The organism is Actinokineospora globicatena, from assembly GCF_024171945.1.
Taxonomy (GTDB): Bacteria; Actinomycetota; Actinomycetes; order Mycobacteriales; family Pseudonocardiaceae; genus Actinokineospora; species Actinokineospora globicatena.
Genome location: NZ_JAMTCR010000004.1, coordinates 185,159 through 201,372 on the forward strand (window position 1 = coordinate 185,159; position 16,214 = coordinate 201,372).

Consider the following 16,214-nt stretch of genomic DNA (forward strand, 5'->3'; position numbering starts at 1 on the left):
CCGGCCACCGGACCAGGCTCGCCTCTGGTGGCCCGGTCCAGTGGACCGGGCCCGGCAGCGAAGTGGATCGGCGCCAGAATCGGCACCCCCATCCCCGACGCAGCCGGGAGCCTTCGTGCCGCGACAGCCAGCCCTGACCTTCGCCGGTGCGCTCGACGTGCTCGACAAGTACGAGCCGAAGACCGTGCGTGCCCTCGACAAGGCTCTTGGCGGCGTGATCCTCGCGGCGGGTGCTGGAGCTGGTCTCGCGGCCTTGGGTGGGGCGGCCCTCGCGCCATTGGTCCTGCTGTGGGGTTGGGTCGACCAGAAGAACGAGGCCTTCGGGCTGTTGCGCTCGGTTGTCGGGTGTCTCCGGGCCAAGACTTCGGTTGCCGCGGGCAATCAGCGCCGCGAACTGGTCGCCGCCGCGCACAGCATCATCGCCGCGGCGGCGTTCCTGGATGTGCTGCGGGAACGCCTCGCCAAGCACGACATCACCGCCGACTTCGAGTGGCCCGAGAGGGACGGAAGCAGCGCGGAGGACTACTTCGAGGCGCTCTACCTCCTTGAGGTCCCGTGCCCGTCCGGGGCATGGGGTTTCCGCGAGAACCTCGACCGCATCACCCGGTGGGCGGCGGGACTGCTCGCCCACACCAATGAGCAGTTGTCTGTGGCAGATGTGGAAGGCTTCACCCCGGTGGAGTTCGTGGACGCGGTGGCCCTGCGCTACGAGTCGCACTACCTGGATCTGGCCGCCACGGTCCCCGAGTTCCTGGTGTGGGCGAGCTTGGGCGAGCACGCCGCGACCCGTGAGCGGCTCGCCGAGCTTGACGTACTCCTGCGCAACGCGGCGGCCGAGCACGCCACCGCCCTGGAACACCTACACCGCTTGGTCTCGGCCAACGCGCAGGACACCAAACCGACCGACCTCCGCTCGCGCCTGCACGCGGCCAACAGCGGCGTTCTCGACGACCCCGTCGTGCCGGTGGATGCCGAGCGCTACGACACCGCAGTCGTCTTCCCGACGGTCGAGAAGATCTTCCTGACCCCGCGCTACCGAATCGCCGTCAGCCACAAGTCCACGGCACTGGCCGACGACACGTGGTGGGCACACCAGGAGGTCCACTCCGATCTTGACCACCGGCTCGTGGGCCACCTGTTCTCCCCGGAGGCCGTGCGCGTCCCCATGGTCCTCCTCGGCCACCCCGGCGCCGGGAAATCATTGCTGACCAAGGTGCTCGCCGCCCGGCTGCCCGTCAGCGACTACACAGTCGTGCGCGTCCCCCTGCGCTCGGTCGACTCGGGCGCGCCGATCATGAACCAGGTCCAGTCGGCTCTGGACCGGGCGACCAACGCACGGGTCTCGTGGACCGATCTCGCCGACAGTAGCGCTGACACCGTGCGGGTCCTGCTGCTCGACGGACTGGACGAGTTGTTGCAGGCGTCCCGGCACGACCGGGGCAATTACCTGCAGGAAGTCGCGGACTTCCAACGGATCGAAGCGCAGCAGGGGCGCCCGGTAGTGGTCATCGTGACCTGCCGGACCGTGGTGGTCGACCGCATCTCGCTGGTGGACGGGACCGTCGTGCTCAAGCTGGAGGAGTTCAGCCACGACCAGGTCGCCGACTGGCTGGGGCGCTGGCGGTCGGCCAACGCGGCCGGTATCGCCTCCGGCGCCGTGCGGGCGCTGTCCTTCGACGAAGCCATGCACCAAGCCGACCTTGCGGTCCAACCCCTGCTGTTGCTCATGCTCGCCCTCTACGCCGCCGACCCGGCATCGCCGCCGTTGGACGCCGGACTGTCCAGAGCAGCGCTGTACGACCGGATCTTCGACAACTTCGCGCGCCGCGAAGTGCTCAAGCGGGCTGAGCACCCCTTGCACGGGACGGCGCTCGACAAGGCTGTGGACACCCAGGTGACCAGGCTGGCCATCGCTGGCCTGGCCATGTTCAACCGGGGCAGGTTGAGCGCAAGCGAGTCGGAGATCCGGGCTGACTTGGGCGCGCTGGGTGTTGGGCCGGCGGTCACCGAGGACGTGGGAGCGCCGGTGGTGGGCGAGTTCTACTTCGTGCACGCCGCAGAGGCGAACTCCGCCAGTCGCATCGACCGCTCGTACGAGTTCCTGCACGCCACCTTCGGTGAGTACCTGGTCGCGCACTTCGTGGTGCTGGAACTGCGCAAGGTCGCCGAGGCGTCCTTTGGTAGCCGTTGGCCTTCCGGTGAGATCGCCGACGAACTGCTACACGCCGTGCTGTCCCACCACGCCTGGCCCCGCAGACGGTCCATCGTGGAGTTCGCGGTCAGCCTTTTCAGCGCACTCCCGGAGGGAGAACGCGCCAACATCCAACTGGTGCTGCGCGGTCTCATCAGAACCTACCGCTTGAAGGAGCGCTCGCCGAGGTTCACCACTTACGCACCGGTTCCCCGTGACGTGATCCGCACACACGCGGCCTACTCGGCGAACCTGATCACCATGGCGGTCTCGTTCGCCGCCCCCGACCCAGTGCGCCTGGTCGACCTGTTCGACGGCGAGCCCGAGGAAGCTCTCCAGGCATGGCGGTCCACCCTGTCGCTGTGGCGGTCGGGCCTCTACGGCAATTCATGGCAGCTCATGGTCCTCTGGTTCGCACTCGTCGACGGCGCAGTGGTGGTGTTAGTGAAGGGAGCGGACGAGCGGGCCAAGGTGCCTGCTCGGATGAGCGAGCTCTTCTTTGCCGATTTGGCAGGCAATCGAGAAGGTTATCGACTGCTGCGGCTTGGTGCCGGTGTCTCTAACATCGCATCTAGAACCAACCGATGGAGGGAATGGGTGCAATACATGGTCGGCTGGGCCGCTTGCGCTCTCAGTAGAGAGTGGACGGCCTCCGTCCGCCCGCTTTCGATTGCACACGTAGAGCCGGACGCAGTAAAACTCGGCGGCCGAGTCCTGGAATACACTGTTCGCGCATGTATTCCCGTTGCGCCCTATGGTTGGACCCGCCAGGCGGTCGAAACTCTGTTGGACTATCCAGATTATTACGAGATTGATGCGCGTACACTTGTCGCCATCGCATACTTCCGGCCGGATTACTGGGTCGACCATGGTTGGTTGCATGAGCCCGGACGATATCTAGGCTGGGAAGAGGAGCTCCGGTTCGCGCTGGACCACCCCCGGGAGAAGTTCGCAGATCGGCACACGGCATTACGGGAGGTGCGGCAGCGGCTGTTTGGTGATCTTCCCAAGGTCGAAGTCGCGGCGGTTGATAGGCTTCGCTTCATCGACTTGCTGGGCAGTGCCACGTTTCTGGGTGGGCCTGGAGAGCGTGTCAACTAGTCGGTCCAGGCGGTGGCGAGGAGGGTGCGGGTTTCGGCCAGGAGCTGGGGGAGGACCTTGGTATGGCCGATGACGGGCATGAAGTTGGCGTCGCCGCCCCAGCGGGGGACTAGGTGTTGGTGGAGGTGGGCGGCGATCCCTGCTCCCGCGACCACGCCCTGGTTCATGCCGATGTTGAAGCCGTGTGGCGAGGCGACCTTGCGGGCGACGCGCATGGCCTGCTGGGTGAAGCGGGCCAACTCGTCGGTCTCCGCGTCGGTGAGGTCGGTGTAGTCCGCGACGTGGCGGTAGGGGACGACCATCAGGTGGCCCGGGTTGTACGGGTAGAGGTTGAGCACCGCGTACACCGTCTCGCCGCGGGCCACGATGAGGGCCTCGGCGTCGTCGAGGTGGACCAGGCCGCAGAACGGGCAGCCCGCGCTGTCGTGGCCCTCCGGTTTGTTCTCCCCCCGGATGTAGGCCATCCGGTGCGGCGTCCACAGGCGCTGCAGGGCGTCGGGTTCGCCGACCCCGTCCTGGGGGACGAGTTCGGGGGGGACGGATCCAGCCATGCCCCGATCCTAGTGGCGTCCCCCGACACCGCACCGGGCCTGGCCGGTCGTGGGCAGGGGCGGTCTCCGCTGGTCCGGGCCGCCCCCACCCCGCTGGCGGGTCAGGCCTGGCGCAGGACGGCCTCGATCTCGATGTGCACGGTGATCTTGTCGCCGACCACGGCGATGCCGTTCTGCACGCCCTCGAAGTTCACCCCGAACTCGCGGCGGTTGATCTCGGTCTGGCCGGAGAAGCCGACCCGGGTGCCGCCGTAGGGGTCCGGGCCGAAGCCGTTGAGCTCGAAGGCCAGCGGCACGACCTTGGTCACACCCTTGAGGGTGAGCTCGCCGTCGAGCACGTAGCCGTCGCCGTCGGCGCGGATGCCGGTGGCGGTGTAGGTGAGCTCCGGGTAGGTCTCGACCTCGAAGAAGTCGGCCGAGCGCAGGTGGCCGTCGCGCTGCTCGTTGTAGGTGTTGATCGTCTTGAGGTCGATGGCGACCCGGACGGAGGTCTGCGCCGGGTCCTCAGCGGTGACGATCTCGCCGCTGACGCCGTCGAAGCGGCCCTTGACCTTGCTGACCACCATGTGCCGGACGCTGAAGCCGATGTCGGAGTGCGCGGCGTCGATGTCCCAGGTGCCCGCGACGAAGCCGGGCAGGGTGGCGAGAGTCATCAGATCTCCTCATATGGTTGAACACTCAATCGGAACCCTACGGCAAGCCGATTGAGAGTTCAACTAGTAGGCTGGGTGGTATGGACGACACCCGGTGGCTCTCGGCGGCTGACCAGGACGTGTGGCGAACTTTCGTCACCATGCTCGGCGCGCTCGGCGAGCACATGGACCGCCAGTTGCAGCGCGACTCGTCGATGCCCTACACGTACTACGAGATCCTCGTCGTGCTCTCCGCCGCCCCCGGCCGGGCGCTGCGGATGAGCGAGCTGGCCGGGTTGCGCGGGTCGAGCCGCAGCAGGCTCTCGCACGCCGTGGCCCGGCTGGAGGCCCAGGGCTGGGTCGAGCGCCGCGAGTGCCCGACCGACAAGCGCGGCTCGATCGCCGTGCTCACCGACGCCGGGTTCGCCGCGCTGGCCGCCGCCGCCCCCGGCCACGTGAACACCGTGCGCGAGGCGGTGTTCGACCGGCTGACCCCCGAGCAGGTCACCGCGCTCGGCGCCATCAGCGCCGCCATCCTCGACGGCATCGACCCGGACAAGACCCTGCCCGGGTGCCGCGAGCTGCGCTGACCAGCCCGGTCACACCACCGCTGACCGGCGGCGGTTAGGCTGCCCGGGCCAGGTCGTCCCGCGGTTAGGTGCGTCTCACACCCCCATGCTCAACATCTTCGCCCGTGCCTCCGTCTCCCGTGTCACCGATCCCATCGGGGCCGGGTTGGTGCGCCTCGGCCTCACCCCGAACGCGGTCACCGTGCTGGGCACCGCGGGTGCCATCGCGGGCGCGCTGTGGCTGTTCCCCACCGGGCAGCTGCTCGCCGGGACCTTCGTGGTCTGGGGCTTCGCCATGTTCGACCTGCTCGACGGGGCGATGGCGCGCGCGCTCGGCGGCGGTACCCGCTACGGCGCCGTCCTGGACGCCACCTGCGACCGCCTCGCCGACGGCGCGCTGCTGTGCGGCATCACCTGGTACCTGTTCGACACCGGCGACCGGGTCACCGCCGTGGCCGCGCTCATCTGCCTGGTCCTGGGCCAGGTCGTCTCCTACATCAAGGCGCGCGCGGAGGCCAGCGGCCTCGACGCCGACGGCGGCCTGGTGGAGCGCGCGGAACGGCTGATCATCACCCTGGTCGGCACCGGTCTGGCCGGTCTCGGCGTGCCGTACGCGGTGGCCGTCGGGCTCTGGGTCGTGGCCGCCGGGTCGGTCATCACCGTCGGCCAGCGGCTGCTCGCGGTCCGCCGCAGCGCCGCGCAACCCGCGGGGGAGAAGGCCCATGAGCTGGGGTGAGCGCCTGACCGCGGCCGGGTACGGGGCCGGGTGGCGGCTGGTCAGGACCCTGCCGGAGGGCACGGCGGCCGCGCTGTTCCAGGGCGGGGCCGACCTCGCCGCCCGCCGCGCGGGTCCGGGGGCCAGGCAACTGCGGGCCAACCTCGCCCGCGTCGTGCCCAAGGCGGGACCGTCCGAACTCGACGACCTCGTCCGGCAGGCGCTGCGCTCCTACGCGCGCTACTGGCGGGAGGCGTTCCGGCTGCCGAGCATGGACCTCGACGCCGTCCACGCCGAGATCGGCGCCACGATGACCGGCAACGAGTACATCACCGCCGCGCTCGCGGAGGGCAACGGCGCCGTCTTAGCCCTGACGCACTCAGGCAACTGGGACGCCGCCGGGGTGTGGATGGCGCGGGAGCACGGTCGGTTCACCACCGTCGCCGAGCGTCTTAAGCCCGAGTCCCTCTATGAGCGGTTCGTCGCTTACCGCGAGTCGCTCGGCTTCGAGATCATCCCCGCCACCGGCGGCGATAAGAACCCAGCGGTCGTGCTGGCCGAGCGGTTGCGGCAGAACAAACTGATCTGCCTAGTCGCCGACCGCGACCTCACCCCGGCAGGCCTACCGGTCAACTTCTTCGGAGCCAAGACCCGCATGCCGTCCGGCCCCGCCTACCTCGCCGCGCGCACCGGTGCCGCGTTGATCCCGGCGGGCTGCTGGTTCACCGACCACGGCTGGGGCCTGCGGCTGCACCCGCCGATCAAGGTCGACGGGGTGCGCGGGGTCCGGGTGGCCACCCAGGCGCTCGCCGACGTGTTCGCCGCCGACATCGCCGCGCACCCGGCCGACTGGCACATGCTGCAGAAGCTGTGGATCGACGACCTGACCGAGCAGCGGCAGCGGGAGCTGGCGACCGGGGAGGAACCCCGGGGGCGCCGGTGAGGATCGGGATCGTCTGCCCGTACTCCCTCGACGTCCCCGGCGGGGTGCAGGCGCACGTGCTGGACCTGGCCAGGGCGCTGCGCGGGCTCGGCCACGAGGTCGACGTGCTCGCCCCCGCCGACGAGGACACCCCGCTGCCGGACTTCGTGCGGCCCGCCGGTCGCGCCGTGGGCATCCCCTACAACGGGTCGGTGGCGCGGCTCTCGTTCGGGCCGGTGTCCTACGCCCGGGTCCGCCGCTGGGTCCGCGAGCACGACTTCGACGTGCTGCACCTGCACGAACCGACCGCGCCGAGCCTGTCGATGCTGGCCATGATGATCGCCACCGGGCCGATCGTGGCCACCTTCCACACCTCCACGCCGCGCTCGCGCACGCTCAGCGCGTTCCAGTCGGTGCTGCGGCCGTTCCTGGAGAAGATCACCGCCCGGATCGCGGTGTCCGCGCTGGCCAGGCGGGTGCAGGTGGAGCACCTCGGCGGCGACGCGGTCGAGATCCCCAACGGCGTCGACGTCGGCTTCTTCCGCGACGCCCAGCCGCTGCCCGACTACCCGCGCGCAGGCGGCACGGTCGGTTTCGTCGGCCGCTACGACGAGTCGCGCAAGGGCATGCCGGTGCTGCTCGACGCACTGAACCTGCTGGTCGACGAGCTGCCGGAGCTGCGGCTGGTGGTGGTCGGCCGGGGCGACGAGGCCGACCTGCGGCGCGCGGCCGGCCCCCGGCTGGCGGACCGGATCGACCTGCTCGGCCAGGTCGACGACGCCGACAAGGCCCGGATGCTCAGCAGCGTCGACGTCTACTGCGCGCCCAACCTGGGCGGCGAGAGCTTCGGCATCATCCTCACCGAGGCGATGGCGGCGGGCGCGGCCGTGGTGGCCAGCGATCTTGACGCGTTCCGCCGGGTCCTCGACGACGGCCGCGCGGGCGTGCTGACCCCGGTCGGCGAACCCGAGGGCTTGGCGGCCGGGCTGCGCTCGGTGCTGGCTGACCGGTCGTTGCGCGACACCCTCGTCCTGGAGGGCGAGCGCCGGGTCGCCTGCTACGACTGGTCGGTCGTCGCGGCCCAGGTGCTCCGCGTCTACGACCAGGCCATCGCGGCCGACCCGCGCGGGGTGGGGGAGGTGCCGTGAGCGCGTCTTGGTGGCTGGTGCTGGCGGGCTTGGCGCTGCTGGTGCTCATCGGCATCTGGCTGGTCGGCACCGCCAACCGACTCGACCGCCTGCACGTCCGAACCGACGCCGCCTGGGCCGCACTGGACGCCGCGCTGGCCCGCCGCGCCGTCGTCGCCCGCGCGGTCTCCGGCATCGACCCAGGCTCCGGCGACCACCTGCGCGCCCTGGCCGAACGCGCCGAACGCGCCGACCGGCCGGACCGTGAACCGGCCGAGAACGCACTGACCCGCGAACTCGCTTCCGTTGACCGGCGCGAACTCCCGCTGACTCTGGTGGCCGAGCTGGCTGATGCCGAGCAACGGGTGGTGATCGCGCGCCGCGTACATGGGGATGCTGTGCGGGACACGCTGTCCCTGCGTCGCCGCCGCGCCGTCCGCTGGCTGAAGCTCGCTGGGACCGCGCCGAGCCCGGAGTACCTGGAGATCGCGGAGCCGTCGCTGTCGGAAGACGTCCCGCGTCCTGCTGCTCGGGTCGTACTGCTGGACGCTGAGGACCGGGTGCTCCTGTTCCGCGGCCACGACCCCGCGCGCGCCGGGGTGTCGTACTGGTTCACCCCGGGGGGCGGGGTGGAGGCGGGGGAGGACTTGCGAACCGCTGCTTCGCGCGAACTCGTTGAGGAGACTGGGGTTGTGCTGCCTGCCTCGTCTCTGGTGGGACCGGTGTGGCGTCGGCGGGTGGCGTTCAGCTTTGGCGGTCGGAGCTTTGACGGGGAGGAGTGGTACTTCTTTGCCACCCTTCCTGAGGGGGCCACTGTGGACACCTCTGGGTTCACGGAGGTGGAGGTGGAGACCATCGCCGAGCACCGGTGGTGGAGCACGGACGAGCTGAGCGCGACCTCGGAGACGGTGTATCCGGTGCAGTTGGCTGAGTTGCTGCCTGCGGTGTCCAAGTGGGATGGGACGCTTCGGCCGGTTCGGTAAGGGTGGGGGCGGGTTGATCTTGGATGCCGTGGTTGGTAGGGCTTTGAGCTGGGGGAAGTCTGGCTCTCGGGCCTTCGCTGCGCTGCGGTGGACGGCTCGCCTTCGGCATTGCAGCTAGGCGCGAGTTTCGAGCTTTGCTCGATGGGGCGAACTTGTTTTGCGCGGGGCCCCTGAACCACCCGTGGCAGGACCGCAAAGCAGGGGCCGAAAAGCATGGCCCTGTCCGCGCAACGACGCTACGGGTGGTCCTCCCCCACGCAAAACAAGTCCACCTGGGGTGCCCCGAAGTCTCCGGACAGCGGCTAAACAGTGGTCTGGGCTGCGGATTGCCGAGCCCGGTGTTCATGGAGTGCTTGGTGTGGCGTGCGGTATCCGAGGGCGGAGTGCCGCCGTCGGGAATTGTAGCGGAGTTCGATGTAGCGGGCAATGTCGCGGCGGGCGTTTTCCCGTGTCGCGTATCGTGTCCGGTGGGTGAGTTCGTTTTTGAGGGTGGCGAAGAAGGATTCCGCGAGGGCGTTGTCGTAGCAGGTTCCCGTTCGTCCGACCGAGTGGCGAACACGGAGGGACGCGAGTGTCGCGGCGAAGGTCGCCGAGGTGTAGTTGCTGCCGCGGTCGGTGTGAAATATGGCGTTGTCGGCGAGGTGGCCGTTTCGGGCCGCGTGACGGATCGCCGTGTCGATCAACGAGGTTGTGTAGTGGTCGTCCATGGCCCACCCGGTGACGGCCTTGGTGTGACAGTCGATGACGGTGGCGAGATAGAGCCATCCCTCGCCGGTCGGGATGTAGGTGATGTCGCCCACCGTTTTCACTCCGGGTTCCTCGGCGGTGAAATCTCGTCTGAGCAGGTCGGGTATGTCGTGGACCTGGCCGTCGCCCGCTGTGAGGACGAACCGCCACGGGCGGGGGTGACAGGAGCGAAGTCCCAGCTCACGCATGATCTGACGCACCAACTCGGGGCCGCACGCCACGCCCTGGTCGGCGAGATCGGCGTGGATCCGCCGATATCCATAGGTCTTGTCGGACGCCTCGAAGAGCTCGGTGATCAACCGCGAGAGCTCGTCTCGGCGCGTGACGGTGGCCGATGCCGGGCGAGTCCTCCATTCATAGTAGCCCGATCGCGAAATATCGAGGAGCCCGCACATACGCGTGATCGGCAACGACACCGACGAGTCCGTATCCACTGCGGCGTGCTGTGCGTCGATGAACTCGAACCTGTCGCTCACCGATGATCCCTGGCAAAGTACGCGGCAGCTTTTTTCAGGAACTCGTTCTCCAATCGCAGATCCCGCGCTTCACGCTCAAGCTCCCGCAACCTCGCCCGCTCCGACAACTCCAAAGGCGCCTCATCACCACCTCGGGCCGCACGGTAGTCCTTGACCCACTTTCCCAGACTGACCTCGCCAACACCCAACTCTTTCGCCACCTGCACGATCGGACGCCCGGTCTCGATCACCAACCTTGCCGCCTCCTCCCGATACTCCCGAGAGAAACTCCTCCTCGCCTGCCCCACTATCGTCTCCTTCCAGAGAACCCAATTCTACTTGGATCACTGTCCGGAAACTTCGCAGCACATCAACCCCATCGAGCCGGCCTGGCACCAGCGCCTTCGTGGAGCGGGGGTGGGCCAAACGTTGTCGGCGGGTGGTTGAGGGCCAACGGTGTTGGGTTCTTACCAGTCGTGTGTGGTGGGTTGGGTGGGCGTGGGTTCGTGGTGGAGCGAGTGGGGGCTGGGTGGTTGACTTGGTGGGGCGCTGGGTTGGTGGGGTGGCGGGTTGATGGGTGTGGGGGTTAGGCGGGTTGGGGGGTGGGGAGGGGGTCGAAGTGGGAGAAGGTGCGGGTGAAGGTTCCTGCGCCGGAGGTTTGGGAGCGGAGGTCGATGGGGTAGCGGAGGAGGGAGGTTGCGGGGACTTCCGCTTGGATCGTGGTGTGGCCGGGGGAGTTGGTGGTGGTGCCCAAGACTCGGCCGCGGCGGGAGGAGAGGTCGCCGAGGACTGTGCCGAGGTGGTCGTCGGGGATGGTGATGTCGACCTTGTCGATGGGTTCCAGCAGGGAGATGCGGGACTTCTCGGCGGCGTCGCGCAGGGCTAGGGAGCCCGCGGTTTGGAAGGCGGCGTCGGAGGAGTCGACGCTGTGGGATTTGCCGTCGATGAGGGTTACCCGGATGTCGACGACGGGGTGGCCGTCGCGCAGGCCGCGGTCCAGTTGGGCTCGGACGCCCTTCTCGACGCTGCCGATGAACTGGTGCGGCACCGATCCGCCGACGACGCGGTCGACGAACTCGAAGCCGGACCCGGTTGGCAGCGGCTCGACCTCGATGTCGCACACCGCGTACTGGCCGTGCCCGCCGGACTGCTTGACGTGCCGACCGTGGCCGCGGGCCCGGGCCGCGAACGTCTCCCGCAGCGACACCCGCACCGGCTCGGTGTCGACCTCCGCCCCGCCCGTGCGCAGCCGGTCGAGCACGACGTCCGCGTGCGCCTCGCCCATGCACCACAGGACCAACTGGTGGGTCTCCGCGTTGCGCTCCATCCGCAGCGTCGGGTCGCCCGCCACGAGCCGGGACAGGTTGCGCGACATGGTGTCCTCGTCGCTGCGGGTCTTGGCGGTGACCGCGATGGGCAGCATCGGCTCCGGCATCGCCCACGGCGCCATCAGGATCGGGTCCTCCGGCGCCGACACCGTGTCCCCGGTCTCCGCCGAGCCGACCTTGGTCACCGCGCACAGGTCGCCCGCCACGCAGAACGGCACCTCGCGCAGTGTCGCGCCCAGCGGTGAGTACACGTGCGCGACCCGTTCGTCGGTGTCGTGGTCCTCGTGGCCGCGGTCGGCCAACCCGTGCCCGGACACGTGGACCGCGCGTTCCGGCCGCAGCGTCCCGGAGAACACCCGGACCAGTGACACCCGACCGACGTACGAGTCCACCGCGGTGCGCACGACCTCCGCGGCCAACGGGCCGTCCGGGTCGGCGGTGAGCCCGGCGTGCGCGTGGCCGTCCGGGTCGGTGACCATCGGCAGCGGGTGTTCCAACGGCGACGGGAACGCCCTGGCCAGCGCGTCGAGCAGCTGCGTCAGCCCCAGCCCGGTCACCGCGCACACCGGGAACACCGGGTGGAACGCGCCGCGCGCCACAGCCGTCTCCAGGTCCGCGATGACCGTCGCCGGGTCGATCTCCTCGCCCGCCAGGTAGCGGTCCATCAGGGACTCGTCCTCGCTCTCGGCGATGATCCCCTCCAGCAGCTCCGCCCGCGCCGCCGCCATCAGCGCCAGCTCCGCCGGGGTGGCGGGCGCGCCGGTGGGTCCCCGCTGGGTGATCAGCGCGAGCAGCCCGTCGGCCACCGGGAGGTACACCGGCAGCACTCCGGCCCCGAACGCGTCCTGGCAGGCGGCCAGTTCGGCGGCGAAGTCGGCGCGCGCGTGGTCGAGCCGGGCGATCACCAGCGCCCGGGGCATGCCCACCGCCGCGCACTCGGCCCACAGCGTGGTGGTGGCCGCGTCGACGCCCTCGGCGGCGCTGACCACGAACAGCGCTGCGTCGGCGGCGCGCAGCCCGGCCCGCAGCTCACCGACGAAATCGGCGTACCCGGGGGTGTCGATCAGGTTGACCTTCACCTCGTCATGCAGCAGCGGGGCCACAGATAGGCCTACCGACCGCTGTTGGCGTACCGCGGCCGGATCGTGGTCGCACACGGTGGTGCCCTCGGGGACCGAGCCGGCCCGGCCCAACACGCCCGCGGCGGCCAGCAGCGCCTCGGTCAACGTCGTCTTACCCGCCCCGGACGGGCCCACCAGCGCGATGTTGCGCACGCGCGCCGGGTCGCTCACCGCCACACCGCTCTCGGGTTGACCGTGCTCGGAGTGCTTGGACCCCATGTCGCCCCACCTCCCGTGGTCGGGAAGCCGCCGGGGCTCCCCATCGGCACTACTGTGTCCGATTTCACACCCGAGGGCGCCAGTGGACAACCCCGGGCCCGAAGTGGTCTTTCGAGATAGCCCGTGATTGGCCGCCTTGATCGGGCCACCTGGGACGTAACCTGTGGTCAGCGCCGTGTCCGGCGCCTCGACTCGACCCGAGAGGCCGCACCCGTGTCCGAAGCCAGCACCGCCGCCCAGTCCGCCGACACCGCCCCCGAGACCGGCACCACCCGGGTCAAGCGCGGGATGGCCGAGATGCTCAAGGGCGGCGTGATCATGGACGTGGTCGACGCCAAGCAGGCCAAGATCGCCGAGAACGCGGGCGCGGTCGCGGTGATGGCCCTCGAGCGCGTCCCGGCCGACATCCGCACCCAGGGCGGCGTGGCCAGGATGAGCGACCCGGACCTGATCGACGGGATCATCGACGCGGTCTCCATCCCGGTGATGGCCAAGGCCCGCATCGGCCACTTCGTCGAGGCCCAGGTGCTGCAGTCGCTCGGTGTGGACTACATCGACGAGTCCGAGGTGCTCACCCCGGCCGACTACGCCAACCACATCGACAAGTGGGCGTTCACCGTGCCCTTCGTCTGCGGCGCGACCAACCTGGGCGAGGCGCTGCGCCGGATCACCGAGGGCGCGGCGATGATCCGCTCCAAGGGCGAGGCGGGCACCGGCGACGTCTCCAACGCCACCACCCACATGCGCAAGATCCGCGGCGAGATCAAGCGGCTGACCTCGCTGCCCGCCGACGAGCTCTACGTCGCGGCCAAGGAGCTGCAGGCGCCCTACGAGCTGGTCGTCGAGATCGCCCGCACCGGCAAGCTGCCGGTCGTGCTGTTCACCGCGGGCGGCATCGCCACCCCGGCCGACGCGGCGATGATGATGCAGCTCGGCGCCGAGGGCGTGTTCGTCGGCTCCGGCATCTTCAAGTCCGGCAACCCCGAGCAGCGCGCCGAGGCCATCGTCAAGGCCACCACCTTCCACGACGACCCGGCCGTGATCGCCAAGGTCAGCCGGGGTCTCGGCGAGGCCATGGTCGGCATCAACGTCGAGGGCATCGCCGAGCCGCACCGGCTGTCCGAGCGCGGCTGGTGATGTGACGGGGGGTGCGCTGGACCGGGCCTCGTCCGGTCCAGCGCCCTCGGTCTCACACGTGCTCGGAGACCATGCAGGCCACCGTGCCGGGGGCCAGTGCCTCGAACACGTGCGGCAGGTCGCCCGGGTAGGAGACGTAGTCGCCCGGCTCGACGGTCACCGGACCGTCGGTGAGCCCGATCAGCGCCCGGCCCGAGCACAGCACCACGTGCTCGACCACGCCGGGGGAGTGCGGTTGGGACTGGCGCGCGGTGCCCGGCTCCGCGGTGATCAGGTAGATGTCGCGGCGGGCGTGCGGCGGGCAGGACGCCAGCAGCGTGGCCACGTAGTTCGCGCGCTCGGAGAACACCGCGGGGCCCTCGCCCGCGCGGATGACCTGGACGCGGGGCTGCGGTGGTTCGACGAGCCTGCTGAACGGCACGTCGAGGGCCACGCTCAGCGCCCACAGCGTCTCCACGCTCGGGTTGCCCGAGCCGGACTCCAGCTGCGACAGCGTCGACTTGGCCACCCCGGCCCGCTTGGCCAGCTCGCTGAGCGAGAGGCCGACCCGGTCCCGCTCGCGGCGCAGCGACCGGGCGATGACCTCCAGCGGGGCTCCGCGCTGCTCCACCAACACTCTCCGTTCGCTGTGACGAACAAAGCGTTCGCCTTGACGAACGCATCCGAGGTGTTCATGATACTGGACTATGCGTTCGATATGGCGAACCCTGGATCCGGGGCTCTGGCGCGGCGTGCTGGCCATCGCGGCCGCCGCCGCGGTCAACGGGGCGTCCTTCGGCGCGATCGCGGTCGCCGCGGGCAACCCGCTGTGGGTGCCGGTGGCGATGTCGGTGCTGGTCTTCGCCGGTGGGTCGCAGTACATGGCGGTCGGGGTGGTCGCCTCGGGTGGCAGCCCGATCGCGGCGGTCATCGGCGGCCTGGTGCTCAACGCCCGGCACCTGCCGTTCGGCCTGGCCATCGGCGACGTGGTGGGCAAGAGCCTGCCCGCGCGGCTGGTGGGCAGCCACCTGCTGGTGGACGAGTCGGTGGCCTTCGCCATGGCGCAGAAGGACCCGGAGCGCGCCAAGGCCGCCTACTGGGCCTGCGGCGGGTCGCTGTTCGTCGCCTGGAACCTCGGCGTGTTCGGCGGGGCGCTGGCGGGCTCGCTGGTCAGCGACCCGAACGCGCTCGGCCTGGACGCGGTCTTCCCCGCGGTCATGCTGGCGCTGGTCCTGCCCGCGCTCAAGGAGGCGGGCAAGCTGCGGCCCGCCCTGCTCGGCGCCGCCATCGCCCTGGCCACCACGCCGTTTCTGCCGCCGGGGGTCCCCGTGCTGCTCGCCCTGCTCGGACTGGTGGCCGTTCCCCGCCGCACCGGCACCCCCGAGACGACTGACGCGACAGGGGTGACGGCGTGACCATCGTGCCGATCCTGGTGCTCGCCCTGGGCACCTTCGCCTTCCGCTTCGGCGGGACCCTGCTGCGCGACCGGATCACCCTGTCGCCGCGGGTCAGGGACCTGCTCGCCACCGGGGCCATCGTGCTGCTGGTCGCGCTCGTGGCCACCAGCACGCTCACCAAGGGGCACGCGTTCGCCGGGTGGTCGCTCCCGGCGGGGGTCGCCGTCGGCGGCCTGCTCGCCTGGCGCAAGGCCCCGTTCGTCGTCGTGGTGGTCGCCGCCGCCGCGACCACCGCACTGCTTCGCCTGGCCGGGGTGGCCTGACCCGACCTCCGACCAGGCTCATTACCCTGGGTCGACGGAGAAGAGGGAGGACCACCGTGTCCGCGCAACGACCACTCATCGGCGTGCTCGCCCTGCAGGGCGACGTCCGGGAGCACAGCGCCGCGCTCGTCGCGGGCGGCGCCGAGGTGATCACCGTGCGCCGGGAGTCGGAGCTGGCGGCGGTGGACGGCCTGGTGCTGCCCGGCGGCGAGTCGACCACCATCTCCCGGCTGCTGGCCACCTTCGACCTGCTCGACCCGCTGCGCGCCCGCCTCGCCGCCGGGCTGCCCGCCTACGGCTCCTGCGCCGGGCTCATCCTGCTCGCCGAGAAGGTCATCGACGGCCGCCCCGACCAGCACCAGCTCGGCGCGCTCGACGTGATCGTGCGGCGCAACGCCTTCGGCAGGCAGGTCGACTCGTTCGAGGAAGACCTCCAGGTCACCGGGGTCGAGGGCGACCCGGTGCACGCCGTGTTCATCCGCGCGCCGTGGGTCGAGTCGGCCGGTCCGACCGTCGAGGTGCTGGCCAGGGTGCCCGACACCCGGGCGGCCGGAGCGGCCGCCGGTAGGATCGTCGCCGTTCGGCAGGGCAACGTGCTGGCCACCTCGTTCCACCCGGAGCTGACCGGTGACGCGCGCGTGCACCGCCTGTTCGTGGACATGGTCCGTGCGGCCGCTGTCCGCGGGCGCACAACCGAGAGCTGAGCCATTGACGGAG

The 16,214-nt window shown here is 70.2% G+C and carries 15 protein-coding genes; 10 read left to right on the forward strand and 5 right to left on the reverse strand.

What is annotated here, in order from left to right; all coding sequences use genetic code 11:
- Nucleotides 1-115 precede the first annotated feature (115 nt).
- Nucleotides 116-3,292, forward strand: a complete 3,177-nt coding sequence (locus tag LV79_RS19750; protein ID WP_372495417.1) for an NACHT domain-containing protein — start codon at nt 116-118, stop codon at nt 3,290-3,292.
- On the opposite strand, the gene LV79_RS19755 is transcribed toward LV79_RS19750, so the two are convergent.
- Nucleotides 3,289-3,843 (reverse strand): HIT family protein, encoded by a 555-nt coding sequence (locus tag LV79_RS19755; RefSeq protein ID WP_253838872.1) that lies wholly within the window; start codon nt 3,841-3,843, stop codon nt 3,289-3,291. The genes LV79_RS19750 and LV79_RS19755 overlap by 4 nt on opposite strands.
- Before the next feature lie 101 nt (nt 3,844-3,944).
- Nucleotides 3,945-4,496: a YceI family protein gene (locus LV79_RS19760; RefSeq protein ID WP_253838874.1), complete on the reverse strand. Its 552-nt coding sequence runs from the start codon at nt 4,494-4,496 to the stop codon at nt 3,945-3,947.
- Between the two features lie 80 nt (nt 4,497-4,576).
- Here LV79_RS19760 and LV79_RS19765 point away from each other — a divergent pair, with 80 nt between their 5' ends.
- The 5 genes from LV79_RS19765 (at nt 4,577) to LV79_RS19785 (ending at nt 8,791) form a co-directional block, all read left to right on the forward strand.
- Entirely contained in the window at nt 4,577-5,065 is a 489-nt protein-coding gene (locus LV79_RS19765; RefSeq protein WP_253838884.1) for a MarR family winged helix-turn-helix transcriptional regulator, read from the forward strand.
- Between the two features lie 85 nt (nt 5,066-5,150).
- On the forward strand, nt 5,151-5,780 hold the full coding sequence (pgsA, locus tag LV79_RS19770) for a phosphatidylinositol phosphate synthase (protein WP_253838886.1): 630 nt from the start codon (nt 5,151-5,153) through the stop codon (nt 5,778-5,780).
- On the forward strand, nt 5,767-6,702 hold the full coding sequence (locus LV79_RS19775) for a phosphatidylinositol mannoside acyltransferase (protein ID WP_253838888.1): 936 nt from the start codon (nt 5,767-5,769) through the stop codon (nt 6,700-6,702). The genes pgsA and LV79_RS19775 overlap by 14 nt, the downstream gene beginning before the upstream one ends.
- Complete coding sequence (locus LV79_RS19780; protein ID WP_253838890.1) at nt 6,699-7,829, forward strand: glycosyltransferase family 4 protein; 1,131 nt, start codon at nt 6,699-6,701, stop codon at nt 7,827-7,829. The genes LV79_RS19775 and LV79_RS19780 overlap by 4 nt, the downstream gene beginning before the upstream one ends.
- Nucleotides 7,826-8,791 carry an NUDIX hydrolase gene (locus LV79_RS19785; protein ID WP_253838891.1) on the forward strand — a complete coding sequence of 322 codons (966 nt, stop codon included), beginning with the start codon at nt 7,826-7,828 and terminating at the stop codon, nt 8,789-8,791. Before LV79_RS19780 ends, LV79_RS19785 begins: the two co-directional genes overlap by 4 nt.
- Before the next feature lie 302 nt (nt 8,792-9,093).
- Here LV79_RS19785 and LV79_RS19790 read toward each other — a convergent pair.
- Nucleotides 9,094-10,301, reverse strand: a protein-coding gene (locus tag LV79_RS19790) for an IS3 family transposase (RefSeq protein ID WP_253838892.1) whose coding sequence is annotated in 2 segments (ribosomal slippage) — nt 9,094-10,040 and nt 10,040-10,301 — 1,209 coding nt in all. Because the reading frame shifts where the segments join, the coding sequence is not laid out codon by codon here.
- 278 nt (nt 10,302-10,579) lie between these two features.
- Nucleotides 10,580-12,661: an elongation factor G-like protein EF-G2 gene (locus tag LV79_RS19795; RefSeq protein ID WP_253838893.1), complete on the reverse strand. Its 2,082-nt coding sequence runs from the start codon at nt 12,659-12,661 to the stop codon at nt 10,580-10,582.
- A gap of 213 nt (nt 12,662-12,874) precedes the next feature.
- On the opposite strand from LV79_RS19795, the gene pdxS reads away from it, so the two are divergent.
- A complete protein-coding gene (gene pdxS / locus LV79_RS19800) occupies nt 12,875-13,798 on the forward strand; it encodes a pyridoxal 5'-phosphate synthase lyase subunit PdxS (RefSeq protein WP_285469929.1) in 924 nt (307 codons plus the stop codon).
- Nucleotides 13,799-13,850: 52 nt separating this feature from the next.
- Here pdxS and LV79_RS19805 read toward each other — a convergent pair whose 3' ends face one another.
- A complete protein-coding gene (locus LV79_RS19805; protein WP_253838895.1) occupies nt 13,851-14,408 on the reverse strand; it encodes a helix-turn-helix domain-containing protein in 558 nt (185 codons plus the stop codon).
- Nucleotides 14,409-14,484: 76 nt separating this feature from the next.
- Between LV79_RS19805 and LV79_RS19810 the strand changes: the two genes are divergently transcribed.
- From LV79_RS19810 to pdxT, 3 genes are read left to right on the forward strand one after another with little or no spacing between them, the layout of a single operon-like run.
- Nucleotides 14,485-15,192: an AzlC family ABC transporter permease gene (locus LV79_RS19810; RefSeq protein ID WP_253838897.1), complete on the forward strand. Its 708-nt coding sequence runs from the start codon at nt 14,485-14,487 to the stop codon at nt 15,190-15,192.
- Nucleotides 15,189-15,497: an AzlD domain-containing protein gene (locus tag LV79_RS19815; RefSeq protein WP_253838899.1), complete on the forward strand. Its 309-nt coding sequence runs from the start codon at nt 15,189-15,191 to the stop codon at nt 15,495-15,497. Before LV79_RS19810 ends, LV79_RS19815 begins: the two co-directional genes overlap by 4 nt.
- Before the next feature lie 56 nt (nt 15,498-15,553).
- Nucleotides 15,554-16,201 carry a pyridoxal 5'-phosphate synthase glutaminase subunit PdxT gene (gene pdxT / locus LV79_RS19820; protein ID WP_253838901.1) on the forward strand — a complete coding sequence of 216 codons (648 nt, stop codon included), beginning with the start codon at nt 15,554-15,556 and terminating at the stop codon, nt 16,199-16,201.
- Nucleotides 16,202-16,214: the final 13 nt, after the last annotated feature.

Coding starts and splice junctions, on each gene's coding strand:
- LV79_RS19755 (WP_253838872.1), bottom strand. CDS start 3,843: ATGGCTGGATCCGTCCCCCCCGAACTCGTCCCCCAGGACGGGGTCGGC.
- LV79_RS19760 (WP_253838874.1), bottom strand. CDS start 4,496: ATGACTCTCGCCACCCTGCCCGGCTTCGTCGCGGGCACCTGGGACATC.
- LV79_RS19765 (WP_253838884.1), top strand. CDS start 4,577: ATGGACGACACCCGGTGGCTCTCGGCGGCTGACCAGGACGTGTGGCGA.
- pgsA (WP_253838886.1), top strand. CDS start 5,151: ATGCTCAACATCTTCGCCCGTGCCTCCGTCTCCCGTGTCACCGATCCC.
- LV79_RS19775 (WP_253838888.1), top strand. CDS start 5,767: ATGAGCTGGGGTGAGCGCCTGACCGCGGCCGGGTACGGGGCCGGGTGG.
- LV79_RS19795 (WP_253838893.1), bottom strand. CDS start 12,661: ATGGGGTCCAAGCACTCCGAGCACGGTCAACCCGAGAGCGGTGTGGCG.
- LV79_RS19810 (WP_253838897.1), top strand. CDS start 14,485: ATGCGTTCGATATGGCGAACCCTGGATCCGGGGCTCTGGCGCGGCGTG.